Origin of the sequence: Flavobacterium sp. 316 (genome assembly GCF_000967805.1) — a bacterium.
GTDB lineage: Bacteria > Bacteroidota > Bacteroidia > Flavobacteriales > Flavobacteriaceae > Flavobacterium > Flavobacterium sediminilitoris.
Map to the genome: position 1 here is coordinate 281,311 of NZ_JYGZ01000005.1, position 18,290 is coordinate 299,600.

Annotated in this window: 13 protein-coding genes; 4 read left to right on the forward strand and 9 right to left on the reverse strand. The window is 30.2% G+C overall.

From position 1 onward, the window contains the following. Positions 1 to 35 precede the first annotated feature (35 nt). Positions 36 to 584: a ComF family protein gene (locus SY27_RS12370; protein ID WP_235270972.1), complete on the reverse strand. Its 549-nt coding sequence runs from the start codon at positions 582 to 584 to the stop codon at positions 36 to 38. A gap of 196 nt (positions 585 to 780) precedes the next feature. Between SY27_RS12370 and SY27_RS12375 the strand changes: the two genes are divergently transcribed. Together SY27_RS12375 and SY27_RS12380 are read left to right on the forward strand one after the other, a co-directional pair. Then, the gene (locus SY27_RS12375) at positions 781 to 1,611 is read left to right on the forward strand and encodes a hypothetical protein (protein WP_045970739.1); all 831 of its coding nucleotides are present in this window, start codon (positions 781 to 783) and stop codon (positions 1,609 to 1,611) included. Between the two features lie 59 nt (positions 1,612 to 1,670). Next, positions 1,671 to 3,212, forward strand: coding sequence for a glycine--tRNA ligase (locus tag SY27_RS12380; RefSeq protein ID WP_045970741.1), 1,542 nt, complete (start codon positions 1,671 to 1,673; stop codon positions 3,210 to 3,212). Between the two features lie 72 nt (positions 3,213 to 3,284). On the opposite strand, the gene thiL is transcribed toward SY27_RS12380, so the two are convergent. Both thiL and SY27_RS12390 read right to left on the reverse strand, forming a co-directional pair. Next, positions 3,285 to 4,334: a thiamine-phosphate kinase gene (gene thiL / locus SY27_RS12385; protein ID WP_045970742.1), complete on the reverse strand. Its 1,050-nt coding sequence runs from the start codon at positions 4,332 to 4,334 to the stop codon at positions 3,285 to 3,287. Between the two features lie 68 nt (positions 4,335 to 4,402). Beyond that, complete coding sequence (locus tag SY27_RS12390) at positions 4,403 to 4,873, reverse strand: regulatory protein RecX (RefSeq protein ID WP_045970745.1); 471 nt, start codon at positions 4,871 to 4,873, stop codon at positions 4,403 to 4,405. 105 nt (positions 4,874 to 4,978) lie between these two features. Here SY27_RS12390 and SY27_RS12395 point away from each other — a divergent pair, with 105 nt between their 5' ends. Beyond that, complete coding sequence (locus tag SY27_RS12395; RefSeq protein WP_045970747.1) at positions 4,979 to 8,944, forward strand: hypothetical protein; 3,966 nt, start codon at positions 4,979 to 4,981, stop codon at positions 8,942 to 8,944. 117 nt (positions 8,945 to 9,061) lie between these two features. After that, positions 9,062 to 10,450 carry a dipeptidase gene (locus SY27_RS12400; protein WP_045970749.1) on the forward strand — a complete coding sequence of 463 codons (1,389 nt, stop codon included), beginning with the start codon at positions 9,062 to 9,064 and terminating at the stop codon, positions 10,448 to 10,450. A 32-nt stretch (positions 10,451 to 10,482) separates the two neighbouring features. On the opposite strand, the gene SY27_RS12405 is transcribed toward SY27_RS12400, so the two are convergent. The 6 genes from SY27_RS12405 to SY27_RS12430 form a co-directional block, all read right to left on the reverse strand. Next, positions 10,483 to 11,346, reverse strand: coding sequence for a cupin-like domain-containing protein (locus SY27_RS12405; RefSeq protein WP_045970752.1), 864 nt, complete (start codon positions 11,344 to 11,346; stop codon positions 10,483 to 10,485). A 74-nt stretch (positions 11,347 to 11,420) separates the two neighbouring features. Next, positions 11,421 to 12,506: a biotin synthase BioB gene (gene bioB, locus SY27_RS12410; RefSeq protein WP_045970754.1), complete on the reverse strand. Its 1,086-nt coding sequence runs from the start codon at positions 12,504 to 12,506 to the stop codon at positions 11,421 to 11,423. Between the two features lie 64 nt (positions 12,507 to 12,570). Further along, positions 12,571 to 13,017, reverse strand: a complete 447-nt coding sequence (locus tag SY27_RS12415; RefSeq protein ID WP_045970756.1) for a hypothetical protein — start codon at positions 13,015 to 13,017, stop codon at positions 12,571 to 12,573. A 77-nt stretch (positions 13,018 to 13,094) separates the two neighbouring features. After that, positions 13,095 to 14,393, reverse strand: coding sequence for an HTTM domain-containing protein (locus SY27_RS12420; RefSeq protein ID WP_045970758.1), 1,299 nt, complete (start codon positions 14,391 to 14,393; stop codon positions 13,095 to 13,097). Beyond that, a complete protein-coding gene (locus tag SY27_RS12425; RefSeq protein WP_045970760.1) occupies positions 14,390 to 15,322 on the reverse strand; it encodes a bifunctional riboflavin kinase/FAD synthetase in 933 nt (310 codons plus the stop codon). Before SY27_RS12425 ends, SY27_RS12420 begins: the two co-directional genes overlap by 4 nt. Positions 15,323 to 15,424: 102 nt before the next feature. After that, on the reverse strand, positions 15,425 to 18,268 hold the full coding sequence (locus tag SY27_RS12430; RefSeq protein ID WP_052705323.1) for a T9SS type A sorting domain-containing protein: 2,844 nt from the start codon (positions 18,266 to 18,268) through the stop codon (positions 15,425 to 15,427). Positions 18,269 to 18,290: the final 22 nt, after the last annotated feature.

An 18,290-nucleotide genomic window follows, 5' to 3' on the forward strand; every position in this document is an offset into this window, starting at 1 on the left:
CTATATTTAGTGTAAACATAATTTTTTTATTTTTATTATGATTGTGTGTAAGCTATTGTTATAACACTCACTTTCGCATTTGGTATTTTTAATAAAGCTTTTACACACGATTCTATTGTTGCTCCAGTTGTTATTACATCATCAACAAGTAAAAAATGCTTTCCATGAAATGTTTCATCAAATATAACGTCAAAAAATGATTCGGTATTTTCAAATCTTTCATTTTTATTTTTCCTTGTTTGTGTTTTTGAATTGTTTTTTCGAAATAATATTTCTGAATTATAGGAGATTTGTAATGCTTTAGATAATGTTAAACAAAATGTTTCGACTTGATTATAACCTCGTTTCTTTATTTTTTTAGGATGTAATGGAACGGGAATTATAAGGTCGAACTTATACTTATTATCTATGTCTTTTAAATCTAAAGCATAATTCTCTGCCAAATAGGTGCCAATTTCTTGTTTTCCTTTGTATTTTAATTGATGAATTAGCCTTTGTACAATTCCGTTGTTTTGGAAATAAAGCATTGAAGAAGCAAATTGAATATCAATTATTCCATAAAATTTACCTTTGACATGATTCATTTCAAGTAAATGGTGGTTTGTGTAAGGTAGGTTATGTATACAAGTTGCACATAACATTTTTTCATTATTTAGTAAAAGTGAATTACATCCATAACAAAGTGTCGGAAATAATAATTTTAACAGGTTTTTAAGCATTATGACGATTATAAGTTAGGAAAACATTCAAATTTATTTAATTTATATAAAAATATTGTGAATGGCAACTAACAAAACTAATTTTATAAGAATTTCCTTCGCTTTTTTGGCTGTTTTATTAGCATTATCATTTTTAGGATATTATCATTTTTATTCAGAATATAATATTGTTCTTAAAAAATCTCAAGCAGAAAATAAGTTGTTGCAGAATCAGTTTGATGAGATTCTAAAAAAATATGATTCATTAAGTCTTTCTATTGAAGATGAAGAAGCCCTTGAAGTTAAAGAAGCTATAAAAGATGCAATAGAAAATACGAACGATAATAGTAAAATTAATTTTAGTGACTCTAATAACAAAAGTTTAGAAGATCAGATAAATCAAATAAAAATAGATATAAATAATAATTCTGATGAAATTGTTAGAATTAATGAAAAAATACAAAAAGATAAAAAAACATTAACCCAATTAGAATCACTTAAAAGCAATGATGTAAGAATTAGGCACGATAAATTATCAGCTATAAATGTTACAGTAAGAGGAGTTAAAATTTTATCTGATTTGTATTCAAAAAAGAGAGAAAAAAAAATACAACAAATACGAGTGTGTTTCACACTTCAAGGTAATGAATTTATTAGACAAGGAAATAAAGATATTTATATTCAAGTAGTAAATCCAAAAAACCAAATCATATCTGCGGAAGATACTTCTATTATTTTTAATAATATTAAACTGGTTTATAGTGCAAAAACAGAAGCACTGTATAATCAAAAGGATGTAGATGTTTGTTCTTATGTAAACTTAGAACCAAACAAGACAATCAAAGGCAAATACATCATAAATATTTATAATTCTTTTTCAAAAATTGGTACAACAATTTTTCAATATGATTAATTGTAAATTATTCCGATAATTTCTTTTCTTTATTAAAATCCTATTTTTACTTTTGTGCTATGGCAAAACAGGAAGATATTTTTAAAAACGTAATTTCACATGCAAAAGAATACGGATTCATTTTTCCGTCTAGTGAAATTTATGATGGTTTAAGCGCAGTTTATGATTACGCTCAAAATGGTGTAGAACTAAAGAAAAACATTCGAGAATATTGGTGGAAATCAATGGTTCAAATGCATGATAATATTGTAGGAATTGATGCTTCAATATTTATGCATCCTACAACATGGAAAGCTTCTGGTCACGTAGATGCTTTTAGTGATCCTTTAATTGACAATAAGGATTCTAAAAAAAGATACCGTGCAGATGTTTTAATTGAAGACTATGCTGAAAAAATTAATATAAAAGCACAAAAAGAAATTGAAAAGGCAAAAAACCGTTTTGGTGATGCATTCAATGAAGAAGAATTTGTGACTACAAATGAACGTGTTAAAGGGTATTTAGAGCAAAAAAATCAAATTTTACAGCGTTTAGCTCGTTCATTAGAAAATGATGATCTTGCAGATGTAAAGTCGCTAATTGAAGAATTAGGCATAGCTTGTCCAGATTCGGGTTCTAAAAATTGGACAGAAGTACGTCAATTTAATTTAATGTTTGCTACAAAAATTGGAGCATCTGCTGATACAGCTATGGATCTGTATTTGCGTCCTGAAACAGCTCAAGGTATTTTTGTTAACTTTTTGAATGTTCAAAAAACAGGAAGAATGAAGATTCCTTTTGGAATTGCGCAAACAGGAAAAGCATTTCGTAATGAAATTGTTGCAAGACAGTTTATTTTTAGAATGCGTGAATTTGAACAAATGGAAATGCAATTTTTTGTAAAACCAGGTGAAGAAATGCAATACTATGAATTTTGGAAAGAAACTCGTTTAAAATGGCATCTGTCTTTAGGTTTAGGAAAAGAAAACTATCGTTTTCATGATCATGAGAAATTAGCACATTATGCAAATGCAGCAGCAGATATTGAATTTGATTTTCCTTTTGGGTTTAAAGAATTAGAAGGAATTCATTCTAGAACGGATTTCGATTTGAAGGCTCATGAAGAATATTCAGGTAAGAAATTACAGTTTTTTGATAACGAGACAAATTCTAGTTATGTTCCTTATGTTGTAGAAACTTCTGTTGGTTTAGATAGAATGTTTTTAGCTGTTTTTTCAAAAGCTTTACAAGAAGAAACCTTGGAAGATGGCTCTGTAAGAACAGTTTTACGTTTGCCTTCGGTTTTAGCTCCAACTAAAGCAGCTATTTTACCATTAATTAAAAGAGATGGATTACCAGAAGTAGCAAAAGAAATTATTGAAGAGTTAAAATGGGACTTTAATGTTTCTTATGATGAGAAAGATGCGGTAGGAAGACGTTATAGAAGGCAAGATGCATTAGGAACACCATTTTGTATTACTGTAGACCATCAAACATTAGAAGATAAAACGGTTACTATTCGTCATCGTGATTCTATGCAACAAGATAGAGTTGAAATTACAGAATTAAGAGAAATTATTAATAATGAGGTTTCAATGAGAAACTGGTTAATGAAAATGTAGCAGTTTCAAAAGAAAATATAAAAAGCCCTGATTTGCAATAAATTAGGGCTTTTTTATGAGATATAAATAAATTTATTCTTCACTTAAAGAATTCCATCCTCTTGCTTTTAATGGGATTTTTGTATTTGCTCTCGTGATTAAATGAATACCTTCTTTTTCTTCTGTTATATGTCCAATTACAGTAAAATTTGGGTTAGCTTTAATTTTGTCAAAATCATCCATTTTTATTGTAAAAAGTAATTCATAATCTTCTCCACCACTTAATGCAATGGTTGTAATGTCTATATTAAACTCTTCACAAACATTTATTAATTGTGGATCAGCAGGTATCTTGTCTTCATATAAATTACATCCTACATTGCTTTGCTTACAAATGTGTAGTATTTCAGAAGATAGACCATCAGAAACATCAATCATTGATGTAGGTTTTACTTCTAGTTTTGATAGAAGCTCTTTGATGTCTTTTCTGGCTTCTGGTTTTAATTGACGTTCAATAAGATAAGAATAGTGTTCTAGATCTGGTTGATTGTTCGGATTAACTTGAAAAACTTGTTTTTCTCTTTCTAATACCTGCAAGCCCATATAAGCAGCTCCAATATCACCCGTTACGACTAATAAATCATTTGGTTGTGCTCCATTTCTATATACAATTTCATCAAGATTAGATTCACCAATAGCTGTTATACTAATAATCAAACCTTTTTGAGAAGAAGTAGTATCTCCTCCTATAATATCTACATTATAGGTTTTTGCTGCAAGCTGAATTCCTTCATATAATTCTTCAACAGCTTCAAGAGGAAATCTGTTTGAAATTGCAATCGAAACTGTTATTTGGGTTGCAGTTGCATTCATTGCACAAATGTCAGAAATATTAACAACAACAGCTTTATAACCTAAATGTTTTAATGGCATATAAGCTAAATCAAAATGTACTCCTTCAATTAATAAATCAGTAGAAATAACTACTTTTTTGTTGTTGAAATCAAGAACAGCAGCATCATCACCTATGCTTTTTATTGTAGATTCTTGAGTTATCTGAATATTTTTTGTTAAGTGGTCAATTAAACCAAACTCACCTAGCTCGGCAATGCTTGTTTTTTTTTGATTTTTATCTTCTAACATGGATGTTTTTTTTGCAAAGATACTTTATTGAAAGTATAAGTGAGAATTTAGAAATAAGTATTATTATTTTAATTGTCTAATTCTCTTAGTTTTTCATAGATTAAATGAGATTCATATCCTTTCCTAGATAAAAAATCGACAAACTTTTTATTTTTTTTAGGTCCTTTTCTTTCTTTTATTGTTTCCCAATTTTTTTCAGCAAGTAAATGGAATTTTTCAACATAATTATTTTCATCTATTTCTTTTAAAGCTATTTCAATTAATTTATTAGAAAGGTTTCTAAATTTTAATTCATTTTTAATTCTTATTTTTCCCCAGTTTTTATAATTGAATTTGCCTCTAACAAAGCTTTTGGCAAATCGTTCTTCATTAATGAAATTATTTTCTATTAAATACATAAGCACTTTTTCTTTTTCTAAGTTTGAAGCTTTTAATGAAAATAATTTTTCTTCTACTTCCTTGTAACATCGCTCTTGATAAGAGCAATAATACTCTAGTTTAGACTGTATTTGTTCTAATGTAAAAGTTTTATTTTCCAATTTAATAACAATTTAATAGCTTGTAAAAATAGGATATTATGAAATATTTTGCATATATTTCGTCGCTATTTTTAATTATTAATCAAAATCTAAAAGCTATTAACCATGAAGCTAAGATTACTATTTACCCTTTTAATAGGGTATTGTGCGTTTTCACAAGTCTATCAACATGATTTTGGAACAACGTCTATTAATACACATCCGTATACTAGTGCACCAAACATATTAGATGCTAATTTAGCATCTTCTTCTTGGTCAAATTCTACAGGAAATTGGACAAGTTTTGCTGGCGCAACAGGAGAAGCTATCTCATTAAACAACTCAAGCGGTACGCCTTCAATAACATTAACGTTTAATGTAGCTTCAGGGTATCAATTATCAATTACACAATTTGATTTTTGGAGAAGAAGAAGTAGTACTGGAGCTCAAAATTGGAGTATGTCTATTAATGGAATAAACGTTGGTAGTGGAACTGTTCCTACATCAGGATCTTCAATTGGATTGACAAACGTCTTAAATACAGTTTCAAATCTTACAGGAACAATTTCTGTGGTTATATCTTTATCTGGAGCTAGTGGAACAGGAACATTTAGATTAGATGATTTTACCTTGATAGGTAGTGTTGTGGCTAATTGTGTACCTGCTACAGATCCATCTGGTGTAATTGCAGTAACTCCAAATTGTGGAACATCAACATTAAATTATTCTTTGCCAAGCGCAACAGCATATTGGCAAGCAACAGCAAATGGAATGGATACAAACTTTCCAACTACATCTTCTTATAATGTGTCAACATCAGGGACTTATTACGTGAGAACATTTGATGGAACTTGCTGGTCAACGAATTCCATTTCAAGTATGGTAACAGTTTCCAACCCTGTAAATATAAATACTCAACCAACAGATCAGTTTGCAACAACAGGATTAGGAGCAACTTTTAGTGTTGTGGCAAATAACGCATCGTCATATCAATGGCAAGTATCGACAGATGGAGGTGGTTCATGGATGAATGTTGGAACAAATTCAAGTAGTTACACGACACCATCTGCAACGTTAGCTATGAATGGAAATCAATATCAAGTGATTATTTCTGGGACATCACCATGTACATCAATAACATCTGATTTAGCAACATTATTTGTGACAAATGGAACAACCTTTAGACCTGGAGAGCTTATTTTTACAGGATTTGATGGTCAAATAAATGGGAGTGGAGCAAATGATGAATATTTGATAGCAACTTTAGTTGATATTGTTCCTGGTACTGTATTCTCAATTGTTAATTCTAGATATGAAGCAGGTGCTTTGGCAGGTGTTAGAACAGATAAATGGGGAGGAGGAGGAGATGATCCAAGTGAAGCACCATATGAAGTGGTTATAACATATAATGGTGCAACAAGTATTCCAGCCGGATCAGTATTGCAAATAATAACTAATAACTCGCCAATTTGGTTTGGATCTATTTCTGTGATTACAGGGACAACATCTACAAACAGAACTTCTGATTTTTCGGGGAGTATTATTGGAGGAACACCCAATATTTCAACAAGTTCGCCAGATCAAATGTATTTAATTCAAGGAAGCTTTGTTTCAGATGGGACTATAGATTTAAATGAAGCTAATTATTATTTGACTGGAAAATTATTACATGGTTTAACAAATAGAGCCGCTTGGGTTCCGTTAGCAAATGCATGTAGTGGTTCTAGTTCAACAAGCTCCTCAAATCCAAGAGAATCAAGATTGCCATCTGCGTTAACTTGTTTTAATGTGGAAAGTGTAGATTTAAACGCTGTAAGTGGTTATTATGAGAACGATAAAGAACATGGAATAGCTTCTCTTAATCAAATAATAAATGCAGTTGCAGATGTTTCTAATAATTGGACATTAGGAACAGGAAGATATACTTTAAACCCTTCTAGTAATTTAACAACAAGTGCAGGAAAAACATTTCAAATAGGGGCTAGTAATCCAGCAGGACAATGGGTTGGAGGAATAGATACAAATTGGTTTAATTGTGCAAATTGGGAAGGATTAGCTGTTCCAGATTCAAATACGGATGTAATTATTGATGCTTCAGCTTTAAATGTTGCGCAAATAGATTATTTATCAATATACTCAGATGATTATAATGATTTAGCAGTTAGTAAAAACATTAGTATATTAGGAAGTAAATTGGAAATTTTAGGAAATAGTAATAATGAACTTGAGGTTTTTGGAGACTTATTGATAGATTCTTCAGGAATTTTAGATATGGATGATTCTAATAGTGCAACAATTGATGGACAAATTTATTTAAACGGTAATTGGACAAATAACAGAGATGAGTCTGCATTTGAAGAAGGAAATGGAACTGTCCATTTTAAAGGAAGTAACACACAAATTATAAATTCTGTTCTTCCTGAAGGAACGGAAATTTTTAATCATGTAGTTATTGATAATGATTTTACAACAGCATTATCAAATAATTTAATATCTAAAGGAAATTTAATAGTGACTCCTTCTCATAACCTAGTTGTTTCTACACAAGATTACGTGCAAATTGAGAATGATTTAACGGTTAATGGAGTATTAAATGTTTTAAATAACGGATCATTAATTCAAGTTAATGATTTAGGAATTAATACTGGAAATATTTCTTATGAAAGATCTGCTTTAATGCGAAAAATGGATTATGTCTATTGGTCTTCACCTGTTAGTAATTTTAATGTAAACAATATCTCTATTACAACACCTACAAGCTTGATTTTTAATTGGAACCCTACCATAGCAAATTCAAATTCAGGAATAGGAAATTGGATTAATGCTTCTGGTAATACAATGTCTGCTGGATTAGGTTACATTGTAAGAGGGCCAATAGCATTTACAAATTCATTTCAAACATTTACTGCTACATTTAATAATGGAATACCACATAATGGTGTTATCAATGTTCCTGTATCTAGAGGAACTTATACTGGAGCAGATTATTTAGGAATAAATGGAATGACAATTACTAAATTTGATGATAATTTAAATTTAATAGGAAATCCTTATCCATCTTCGATTAATGCTCTCGATTTTCTTAATTTGAATACAAATATTGAAGGAGCAGTTAGAATTTGGACACATGGAACACTTCCTTCTTCCTCTATTCCTGATCCATTTTATGGTGATTTTGGTTCTAATTACACAATTAACGATTATATCGTACATAATGGTCTAGGAACAATAAGTGGTCCAGGTGGATTTAATGGTTTAATTGCTGGAGCTCAAAGCTTTTTTGTTATTATGAATGATGGAGCAGTGACAACAGAGAATGTTGTTTTTAATAATTCATTGAGAAGCAGAACGTATGATAATAGTCAGTTTTTTAAAACAAGTAATCATGAAAAATTACTAAATAGAAGTGAAGCTGAAAACGAAAAGCATCGTATTTGGTTAGATTTGATAGATGCAGATAATGAATCTGTAAGAACTTTAATTGGATATGTTTCTGGTGCTACAATTTTAAAAGACAGAATGTTTGATGCTATTGCAATAGAATCAACTACTGCAACAATTTATTCTCTTATTAATCAAGATAGAATGTGTATTCAAGGTAGAGGATTGCCATTTGAAGACGAAGACAGAGTTCCTTTAGGAGTTAAAATTATTAAAGCAGGAACAAATGCTATTGCAATACACGCAATCGATGGTCTTTTTGATAATCAAGACATTTTTTTAGAGGATTTATATTTAAATGTTACTCATGACCTGAAGAGTTCTCCTTATAGTTTTCATTCAACATTAGGGAATTTTAATGATAGATTTATTTTAAAATATAAGCAGAATAATCTATCCAATGATAATTTTGATATTGATGAAAACGAAATAATTGTTATATCAGAAGAGGATATACAGATAAAATCACTTAAGGATAAAATAGACTCTGTTGTTATATATGATGTACTTGGAAGGAAAGTATATGATAATAAAAATGTAAACAATGAAATTTTAATCATTGATAGTCTAATGAAAAACCATGTTGCACTTATTATTCAAGTAAAAATTAACAATAAAAATTCGCAAGTAATAAAGAAAATTATTCACTAAAAAGAAGAGATATAAGAACAAAATAATCTTTTTTAAAAGGAGTTGTTATTAATAACAACTCCTTTTTTTTGTGACTATAATATTTTGTAACTTTGAGTCGCAATCTAAAAAAGTATAATGGAAAATATAAAAAAATACGTTCAAGATAATAAAGAACGATTCATAAATGAATTAATTGAATTATTAAAAATACCATCTGTAAGTGCTGATAGTGCTTATGCGCATGATGTAATAATGACAGCAGAAGCAGTAAAAGCTAGTTTAGAAAAAGCAGGATGTGATTTTGTTGAATTATGTGAAACACCAGGCTATCCAATTGTTTATGGAGAAAAAATCATAGATAAGAGTTTGCCAACGGTTTTGGTTTATGGACATTATGATGTGCAACCAGCAGATCCGATTAATTTATGGACCTCTCCTCCTTTTGAGCCTGTTATTAAAACAACGGATATTCATCCAGAAGGAGCAATTTTTGCTCGTGGAGCATGTGATGATAAAGGACAAATGTATATGCATGTAAAGGCTTTTGAATATATGATTGCTTCAAATACATTGCCATGTAATGTGAAATTCATGATTGAAGGAGAGGAAGAAGTTGGATCTAAAAGTCTAGGATGGTTTGTAGAGCGTAATCAAGAAAAATTAGCTAATGATGTTATTCTAATTTCAGATACAGGAATGATTTCAAATACTCAACCATCTATTACAACAGGGTTGAGAGGCTTGAGTTATGTTGAGGTTGAAGTTACAGGGCCAAATCGCGATTTACATTCAGGTTTGTATGGAGGAGCAGTTGCAAATCCAATTAATATATTAACAAAGATGATTGCTTCTCTTCATGATGAGAATAATCATATCACAATTCCTGGTTTTTATGATAATGTAGAAGAACTTTCTTTAGAAGAAAGAGCAGAAATGGCAAAAGCTCCATTTTCATTGGAAGATTATAAAAAAGCTTTAGATATTGATGATATTTATGGTGAAGCAGGATATGTTACAAATGAAAGAAATTCTATTAGACCTACACTGGATGTAAATGGAATTTGGGGAGGTTATACAGGAGAGGGAGCTAAAACCGTTATTGCAAGTAAGGCTTTTGCAAAAATATCAATGCGTTTAGTTCCTAATCAAGATTGGGAAGAAATAACAGCATTATTTAAAAAACATTTTGAAAGTATTGCTCCAAAATCAGTTAAAGTAGTTGTAAAACCACATCATGGAGGTCAAGGATATGTTACTCCAATAGATAGTGTTGGTTATAGAGCTGCAAATAAAGCCTATACAGAAACTTTTGGTGTTCCAGCAATTCCTGTACGTTCAGGAGGAAGTATTCCTATTGTAGCTTTATTTGAAAAAGAATTAAAAAGTAAAACAATATTAATGGGATTTGGTTTGGATAGTGATGCTATTCATTCGCCAAATGAACATTTCGGTGTTTTTAATTACTTAAAAGGAATTGAAACAATTCCACTATTTTATAAATATTTTACTGAAATGAGTAAATAATAATAGAAAGCCATTCTCATTGAATGGCTTTTTTATAATTTTTTATTTGTTTCTCTTATCGCTTTCTCATTTTTATAATCAATCCAGTCTTGTCCTTTTCTTTTTCTCATAAAATTGTCATAATGACGCATAATGAAAAAATTATAAAAAGCTTTCGCTAGATGTAGAGGCCTTTTAGGGAAAGATCTTAAGCTCATTGAAAATCCGGGAGTAACATATTTCATATAATGCCAATATCCTTCAGGCATATATAACATGTCTCCATGATTTAAATTACAAATAAACCCTTTTGCTTTTTTTAGAGCAGGAAATTTTTCAAAATCTGGATTTTCGAAATCGATATCTTCTCTTGATATTAAAGAGTAAGGTACTTTGTAAAGGTTTGGTGTTTGGTCTGGAGAAAATAAAATGCATTGTTTTTTTCCATGAAAATGGAAATGCAAAATGTTTGAGTAATCAATGTCAAAGTGCATGAAAACTTTTGAGTTTTCACCTCCGAAAAACAACATGGGTAACTGTTTTACTAGTTTTAATCCGATTTTTGGCCATTTAAAATCATTTTGAAGAGAAGGTACTTCTTTCATTAGATTGTATAGAAAAATTCTATAATTAGTAGGTTTGGTTTGTAGTAAATCAATATAATCACTCATTTTCATTTTTGAATGAGCTTCATTGAAACCATCTTTATGTGTAACAGGTCTATCATCATAAAGAGGAACAATTTTGTTTCCTGCTATTTTTTTAATATAATTTAGATCCCATTTTGAATAAGCTGGCCAATCTTCCGTAATCTTTTCAATAACTACAGGTTTTTGAGGCTTGACATAATTGGTGTAAAAATCTTCTTTTGAGATAGTTCTTACACGTTCAATTTCTGTTAGTTGTAATTTTGACATATAAAAAAAGCTCTAAGTTTCCTTAGAGCAAATTTATTTAAATGTTTTCTTAATTTTAAAAAATTAAGAAAACTTTATTTTCTTTTAGTCGAAGCTTCTAAATTTCGTTCTATAACATGTCCTGGTCTAGACCATTTTGGTTTTTCACCTAAAGTTTGATATTGAGAGTTTTCAGCTTCAATAGTTTCAGGTTGCATCTTCTTAATAAATGGTTTTTGAGGTTGTAATCCTAATAAATCAAACATCTTCATGTCTTCATTTACATCAGGATTTGGAGTGGTAAGTAATTTGTCTCCAGCAAAAATAGAATTGGCACCAGCAAAAAAGCACATAGCTTGTCCTTCACGACTCATTTCTGTTCTTCCAGCGGAAAGTCTAACTTGAGTTTCTGGCATAACAATACGTGTTGTTGCAACCATTCTAACCATATCCCAAATTTCTACAGGTTTTTCATTTTCCATAGGAGTTCCTTCAACAGCAACTAAAGCATTAATTGGAACAGATTCAGGTTGTGGATTTAATGAAGCTAAAGCAACAAGCATTCCTGCTCTATCTTCTACGCTTTCTCCCATTCCTATAATTCCACCGCTACATACTGTTACATTTGTTTTTCTTACATTGTCAATGGTTTGTAAACGATCTTCATATCCTCTTGTAGATATAACTTCTTTATAATATTCTTCAGACGAATCTAAATTGTGATTATATGCATATAAACCAGCTTCTGCTAAACGTTTTGCTTGATTTTCAGTAATCATACCTAGTGTACAACATACTTCCATATCAAGTTTGTTAATAGTTCTTACCATTTCTAATACTTGGTCAAACTCTGGTCCGTCTTTTACGTTTCTCCATGCAGCACCCATACAAACTCTTGATGAACCTGATGATTTTGCTCTAAGAGCTTGTGCCTTAACTTGAGAAACAGTCATTAAATCATTTCCTTCAATATTTGTATGATAGCGAGCTGCTTGAGGACAGTACCCGCAATCTTCAGGACAACCTCCTGTTTTGATAGAAAGTAATGTAGAAACTTGTACTACATTTGGATTATGAAATAGTCTATGAGCTGAAGCAGCTTCATATAGTAAATCCATTAATGGTTTGTTGTATAGAGCAATTATTTCTTCTTTTGTCCAATTATGTCTAATAGTATTCATGCCAAATTCTTTTATGGCTCAAAAGTAACGAATTAGTTTAGAAGATTAAAAAAATTATGTATTTTCAATTAATATTTGCTTTTATAATAATGTCTTTCCAGTATTGCATTAATACAAATGAACCAATTAAACTTGATGCAACTCCTTCAAAAAATAAAACACTACAATATTTTATCATATTTGTTTTACCAGTGAAAAAGAAAGTGTCAGATAAACGAGATAAATAAGTTTCTCCTCCTTTTATGTAGATAAAAATAATCAATCCTATAATACCAAGTAGAACTCCAATTATGCCTGTTTTGAATCCAGATAATAAGTTTTCTAAATAATCAGAATTATTATGATGGAAATTAAATTTAATTGTTTTGTTTATGCCGTAAAGAACAATAAAAGCATTAAAGAATCTTAAATAGTTTTTGTCTGCTAAGCCTAGCAAGTCCATTAATAGGAAGAATAAACCAACTCCTAAAAATATCAGGAAGCCGTTTTTGATTTCAACTGAATTTTTCATAGTATTTAAAGTTTAAGATAATAAAGATACTTATAAAAATGTAAATAATTGAAAATCAATATTTAAAAATTAGTTAATTATTCTAATTTAATCCATTCGTTATGTGTGAAATAATTCCATTTAGCTTTTGCCATATCATAATTTGGGTCAATGAAAGGTTTGTAGTTTTTCCTATTAATGGCATTTTCACAATTGATAAAAATAGAAATATCTTTTTCTTTATACTTTTCTTTTATTAGCTGACAATATTGCCAAATAAAATCGGGCTTTGTTGCTACTTGTCTAATTTGTTTTGATGATAAATCTTTGTGGTAATCATGATAGATAGATTGACCTGTTTTGTTATTTACTACTTTGAAACTGATATGTCCATTCCGTTCTCTAAGCATCATTCTCCAACTTAATCGATGGCCTTCTTCTGTCCATAAAACATCTCCTTTAATGAAATAATGTCGAATGGGTAATAAAAGTTGAACGATTAAAAATGGAATAAATAAATAGTAAACAAGTTTTTTATTGTGTATATGTGATTCTTCTACATTAGGATAATATTCTTTGTTTTTAAAAAATACTTTTCGAATAGTATTATTTGGATAAAAAAATAATCCAAAACTTAATGCAAAAAAAGGAAAAATTCCTATTTGTAAAAAAACAGCATTAAATAAATGGAAAATTAAAGAGGCTACAAGAGCAAGTGTTCTAGTTCTTCTTATTAGTAATAAAGGAATAATTAATAAGTCATATAAAATTCCAGTATATGCGATAAATAAATAGAACCATTTTTTAGAAAAGAGATTTGAAATAGATGGATTTGTTGAAACACTTTGCAAAAGATTTCGTGTAAATGTTCCGTCAAGCCAATCAGGATATAATTTTGCAATTGAAGCATAAAAATAGACTATAGCAATTTGTACAATGAAGATCAAATTAACCCAATAAGGCATTTTTAAAGACTCTTTTGTATATCCTAATTTAACATCTAATGATTTATACTTATTAGCAGGTAAAAAAATCATCATAAAACTTATAATCATCAATAAGTAATAATGATTGTTATAAGATGTCTTTTGCATAAAATAGACACTAGCCCATAAAATAGTATATAAGGATATTGATAAAATATATCTGTAACCTATCATAATTAGAATACCTAAAATTCCCATTATGCTAAAATAGAAATACATGCCATTTCCTTTTAATGGTTGAAGCCATTCAAAACCGATAAATGCAAAAGTAAACTGAGGATCAATTAATACTCTTTTTACCCAGCCAGTTGCAATTGCACCAAAACTTTCACAAGCAATTAAGAATCCAAAAAAGATTCTGAATACAATTAATGGTGAGTTATCAACTGATTTGGATAAGAAAGGAATCATTTATATTGCTCTATTTTTTCGATAGATAGAGTTTTGTCTTTTTCAAGTTGAATTTTTAGATCTTCAAGTGAGTCAAATTTTCTTTCATCTCGTATTCTCTCTAAAAATGATATTTTTATTTCTTTATCATAAATAGACTTATTAAAATCAAATAGATGTACTTCTATGCTTTGATTTCCTTCAGAAATAGTTGGATTTGTTCCGATATTCATCATTCCAAAATACTCATCATTATCTATGTTAGCAGATACAACGTAAACACCATTTTTTGGGATTAATTTGTAATTTTCAGATACTTTAATGTTTGCAGTAGGAAAATTGATTGTTCTTCCTATTTTTTTTCCTTCAATTACTGCTCCTGTTAAATTATATTTATATCCTAAGAAAGTATTAGCTGTTTTTATATCACCTTCAAGTAGTGCTGTTCTAATTTTAGTTGAACTAATTGAAATTTCATCAATTTCTTTTGCAGTTATTTGTTCTACTTCAAAATTATATTTTTCTCCAAAAGCTATTAAATCTTCAATTGTTGCAGTTCTATTTCTTCCAAAACGATGATCGTAGCCAATGATTATCTTACAAAGATTTAATTGGTTCACTAAAATTGTTTTTACAAAATCTTCAGCAGTAAGTCTAGAAAATTTTGCGTCAAAAGGATGAATAATAAGATTATCTATTCCAAAAGAAGATATTAATTCTTTTTTTTCTTCTATAGTATTTAAGAGCTTGATGTCTAAATCTTGTTGAAGAATCATTCTAGGGTGTGGGAAAAAAGTAAGTAAAACGCTTTCTGCTTCTCTCACAATAGCAGCATTTTTTAGTTTAGTTAATACTTTTTGATGACCTAGATGCACACCGTCAAAAGTACCAATAGTGACTATGGTTTTGCCTTTAGCTTGAAATAAATTAATATTGTTATGAATGTTCAAAATGAAAATGTTTATGGCAAAAATAAGTATTTTTAAGTTGAGGTATAAAAAAGAGGATTGATAAATTTATCAATCCTCTTAAAAATATTCTTTAAAAATAAATTACTGTTTGATGAATTTCAGAGTTTTTGAAGCTCCATCTTTTTCAATTCGAATAAAATAAATACCATCGCTAAAGTTTGATGTGTTTATTTTTAAATCTGACTGAGTAGTGATTTTTGAAGATTTTATAGTTTGACCAATACTATTATATATAGCGTATCTAGTTGTTGAAGAAAAATTACCAGATAGGTTTATATTTAATTCATTACTAGTTGGATTTGGATAAATACTAACAGTTTCTATAATTTCAAAATTTGAAGAGCCTAAAGTTGAATCAACTCCGAAATAGTAAATACCTTCAATTCCATTTACAGATGTTCCGGTAAGAGTCACATCAGAGCCAAAAGATCCAATAGTTGTTGGTAGCGTAACTGAATTTCCGTCTTGTATAACTTTTAATAAGTTTCTGTTGTTTCCAGTTTCAGTTTCCCATGCTGCTATTTCTGCCTCAGAGAAATAGAACATAATATCTACATTTTCATTTAGGCTGTTAGCTGTAGTTATAGTAAATGTTTTAGCCATCACTTTTAGGTTAGTAGCTGTATTTGAACCATAGTTAACCGATCCGCTACCAACAGAAGTTTGACTTCTATTTACATAAACATTAGTGCAACCATAATTTGCATCTGCATTGTTAATTATACTAGACATGATTTTTCCTGTAGAAGAATCAGTGGCATGAGTTGTTCCTGTAGAAGGGATTAAGGCTTGGTAAGATGTTGCTGTGTTAATTTCAGTTTGTGTATCAGTTGAAATAGTTGAGTTTATGTCAACATTATCTAATACTAATATACCGTTTCCAGCTGTATTGTGGTGTCTAAATACAATATAACCAGTTTGTCCGATAAATGCTGATAAATCATGAGATCTTTCCTCGGTGTTTTTTGCGGGGATTTCTCTGTTATTTTCTAAAACTGTTCCTGCTAAAATTGAACCAATTGTACTTGTATTAGTTGTAAAATATACAGAGTAATGTTCTTGATATGGATTTGTACCTAATGAATAAGCACCAATTGTGTAATTAACTTCAGCGGCTGTTGAGCCAGCAGCTATTGTGAATTGAGGACTGATAATATAGTTGTTTGGGTTTGTGGTTCCAGTACCTCCTACAATTGTTAAATCAGTTTCTGAAAAAGCACATACTCCAACTATTCCTCCAAATCCATCTAATCCATTAACTGTACCCCAGTTTTCTCCGTCTCCATCTCCATCAATAATACCCCATCCAGTAGCATCTTCAAAGTCTTCAGTAATTAAGGTTGTTATTTGAGTTGCTGAAGGAGTGTTATCATCATTAACAATTGTAATTGTGATTGTTTTAGCATTTTCATTTAATGTGGTATTACCTCCATTAGCATTTAATGTTAAAGTAATTTCAATAGTTTCGTCATTTTCGACTAATCCATCATTATAAATGCGAATAGTTAAGTTTTGATTTGCAGTTGTCCCTGTTGGAAAGGTAACAGATGAATTAACAATTGAGTAATCAGTATTTAAAATTGCTGTCCCTCCTGTAACATTAAATGTAACTGTTGCATCTGATGTTGCTGCTTTGCCTAATAATACAGGGAAAGTGAAATCAGTAAAATTACAATTAGTATTTTCGTTAACTGAACCTGTTGGGTTTTGAAATCTAATTATTGGAGTTGGAGTTTGACAAGCACTAGAAGCATTTAATGTGCTTCTTCTAGGAGAGTTAGTCATTACTGCAATCATTCTATTTTTTTGATCTTGTGTAAAGGTGTCCATACAGGCATCATTAGTATAGTCCATATAGTTTTGAACCATATCATTTCCTGGGGCTGGACAAGAATTAGCAGTTAGATCACATGTGAAATTTGGTTGTCTTGTGTTAGGAGTATCAAGACAATAATCGTCTACTGTGCATCCATCTACTCCTAGATTTGTGTTGGGATCACCCCATAAATGTCTTAAGCCTAGCCAGTGACCAACTTCATGTGTCATAGTTCTTCCTCTATTGTATGATGGGTTTAAAATAAATGTTCCGTCATTTTCGTCAATTGTTCCAAAAGTATCGAAGCTAGCTACAACTCCATCAGTATTAGCAAGTCCACCGTTGTTGTTTAATCCTCCTAATCCAGAATTACTAGGGAATTGCGCATAACCTAAAATACCATCAAGTCCGCCTTGATCTGCTGGTAATCCTCCAAAGCGAACTGTCCACATATTTAAATAATTATCAGGATTCCAAATGGTGTTTTGTTTTAGCAACTCTACATCTGCTCTTTTTTCCCAGTCAGCTCCTCCTGGTCCATTTGCTACGTCATTAGCATATGGAGCTATATTGTGTCTTACAATTCCTGAAGTTGGATTCCCATTAGGATCAGTTTGAGCAATACAGAAATTAATTTCACAATCAACAGCTAATCCAGTAGAATTAGCTCCTCCGGGTGTGTTAATTAATTTTCTGTAATCTTCATTCATGACTTGGATTTGAGATAAAGCTTGAGCATCTGTAATGTTTTCACCTGTTCCTATTGCGTCACCATTGTGTACAATATGGATTACTACAGGAATATTGTATACTTGCTGGATATTTTTACCAGCGGCTCTGTCGGCTTTTATTTGAGCTATTTTGGGAGCTAGCCAGTTTTCAAATTCTGTATTAGTACTTCTGTTTGGGTATTGTGTTTTTAAATAAGCCTCGTTTTCATCAGTATAACATCTGATATGACCACTAGGAGTGAGTGCTTGTTCAGTTATTTGGATAGGTCTTCCAAATTTTTGAGGAACTCCTTTTTTTTGTAAGGTTTGGGCATTTACAGTGAAAGATAATAAACTAAAGACTGTGAATGCTATACCTTTTAAGGTATTTTTTTTCATAAAATATAAAATTATTGAATAG

What these genes read in the sequence shown, in the direction of transcription:
- SY27_RS12370 (WP_235270972.1), bottom strand. Translation starts at nt 584, where the DNA reads ATGAATCATGTCAAAGGTAAATTTTATGGAATAATTGATATTCAATTT.
- SY27_RS12375 (WP_045970739.1), top strand. Translation starts at nt 781, where the DNA reads ATGGCAACTAACAAAACTAATTTTATAAGAATTTCCTTCGCTTTTTTG.
- SY27_RS12380 (WP_045970741.1), top strand. Translation starts at nt 1,671, where the DNA reads ATGGCAAAACAGGAAGATATTTTTAAAAACGTAATTTCACATGCAAAA.
- thiL (WP_045970742.1), bottom strand. Translation starts at nt 4,334, where the DNA reads ATGTTAGAAGATAAAAATCAAAAAAAAACAAGCATTGCCGAGCTAGGT.
- SY27_RS12395 (WP_045970747.1), top strand. Translation starts at nt 4,979, where the DNA reads ATGAAGCTAAGATTACTATTTACCCTTTTAATAGGGTATTGTGCGTTT.
- SY27_RS12400 (WP_045970749.1), top strand. Translation starts at nt 9,062, where the DNA reads ATGGAAAATATAAAAAAATACGTTCAAGATAATAAAGAACGATTCATA.
- SY27_RS12405 (WP_045970752.1), bottom strand. Translation starts at nt 11,346, where the DNA reads ATGTCAAAATTACAACTAACAGAAATTGAACGTGTAAGAACTATCTCA.
- bioB (WP_045970754.1), bottom strand. Translation starts at nt 12,506, where the DNA reads ATGAATACTATTAGACATAATTGGACAAAAGAAGAAATAATTGCTCTA.
- SY27_RS12415 (WP_045970756.1), bottom strand. Translation starts at nt 13,017, where the DNA reads ATGAAAAATTCAGTTGAAATCAAAAACGGCTTCCTGATATTTTTAGGA.
- SY27_RS12420 (WP_045970758.1), bottom strand. Translation starts at nt 14,393, where the DNA reads ATGATTCCTTTCTTATCCAAATCAGTTGATAACTCACCATTAATTGTA.
- SY27_RS12430 (WP_052705323.1), bottom strand. Translation starts at nt 18,268, where the DNA reads ATGAAAAAAAATACCTTAAAAGGTATAGCATTCACAGTCTTTAGTTTA.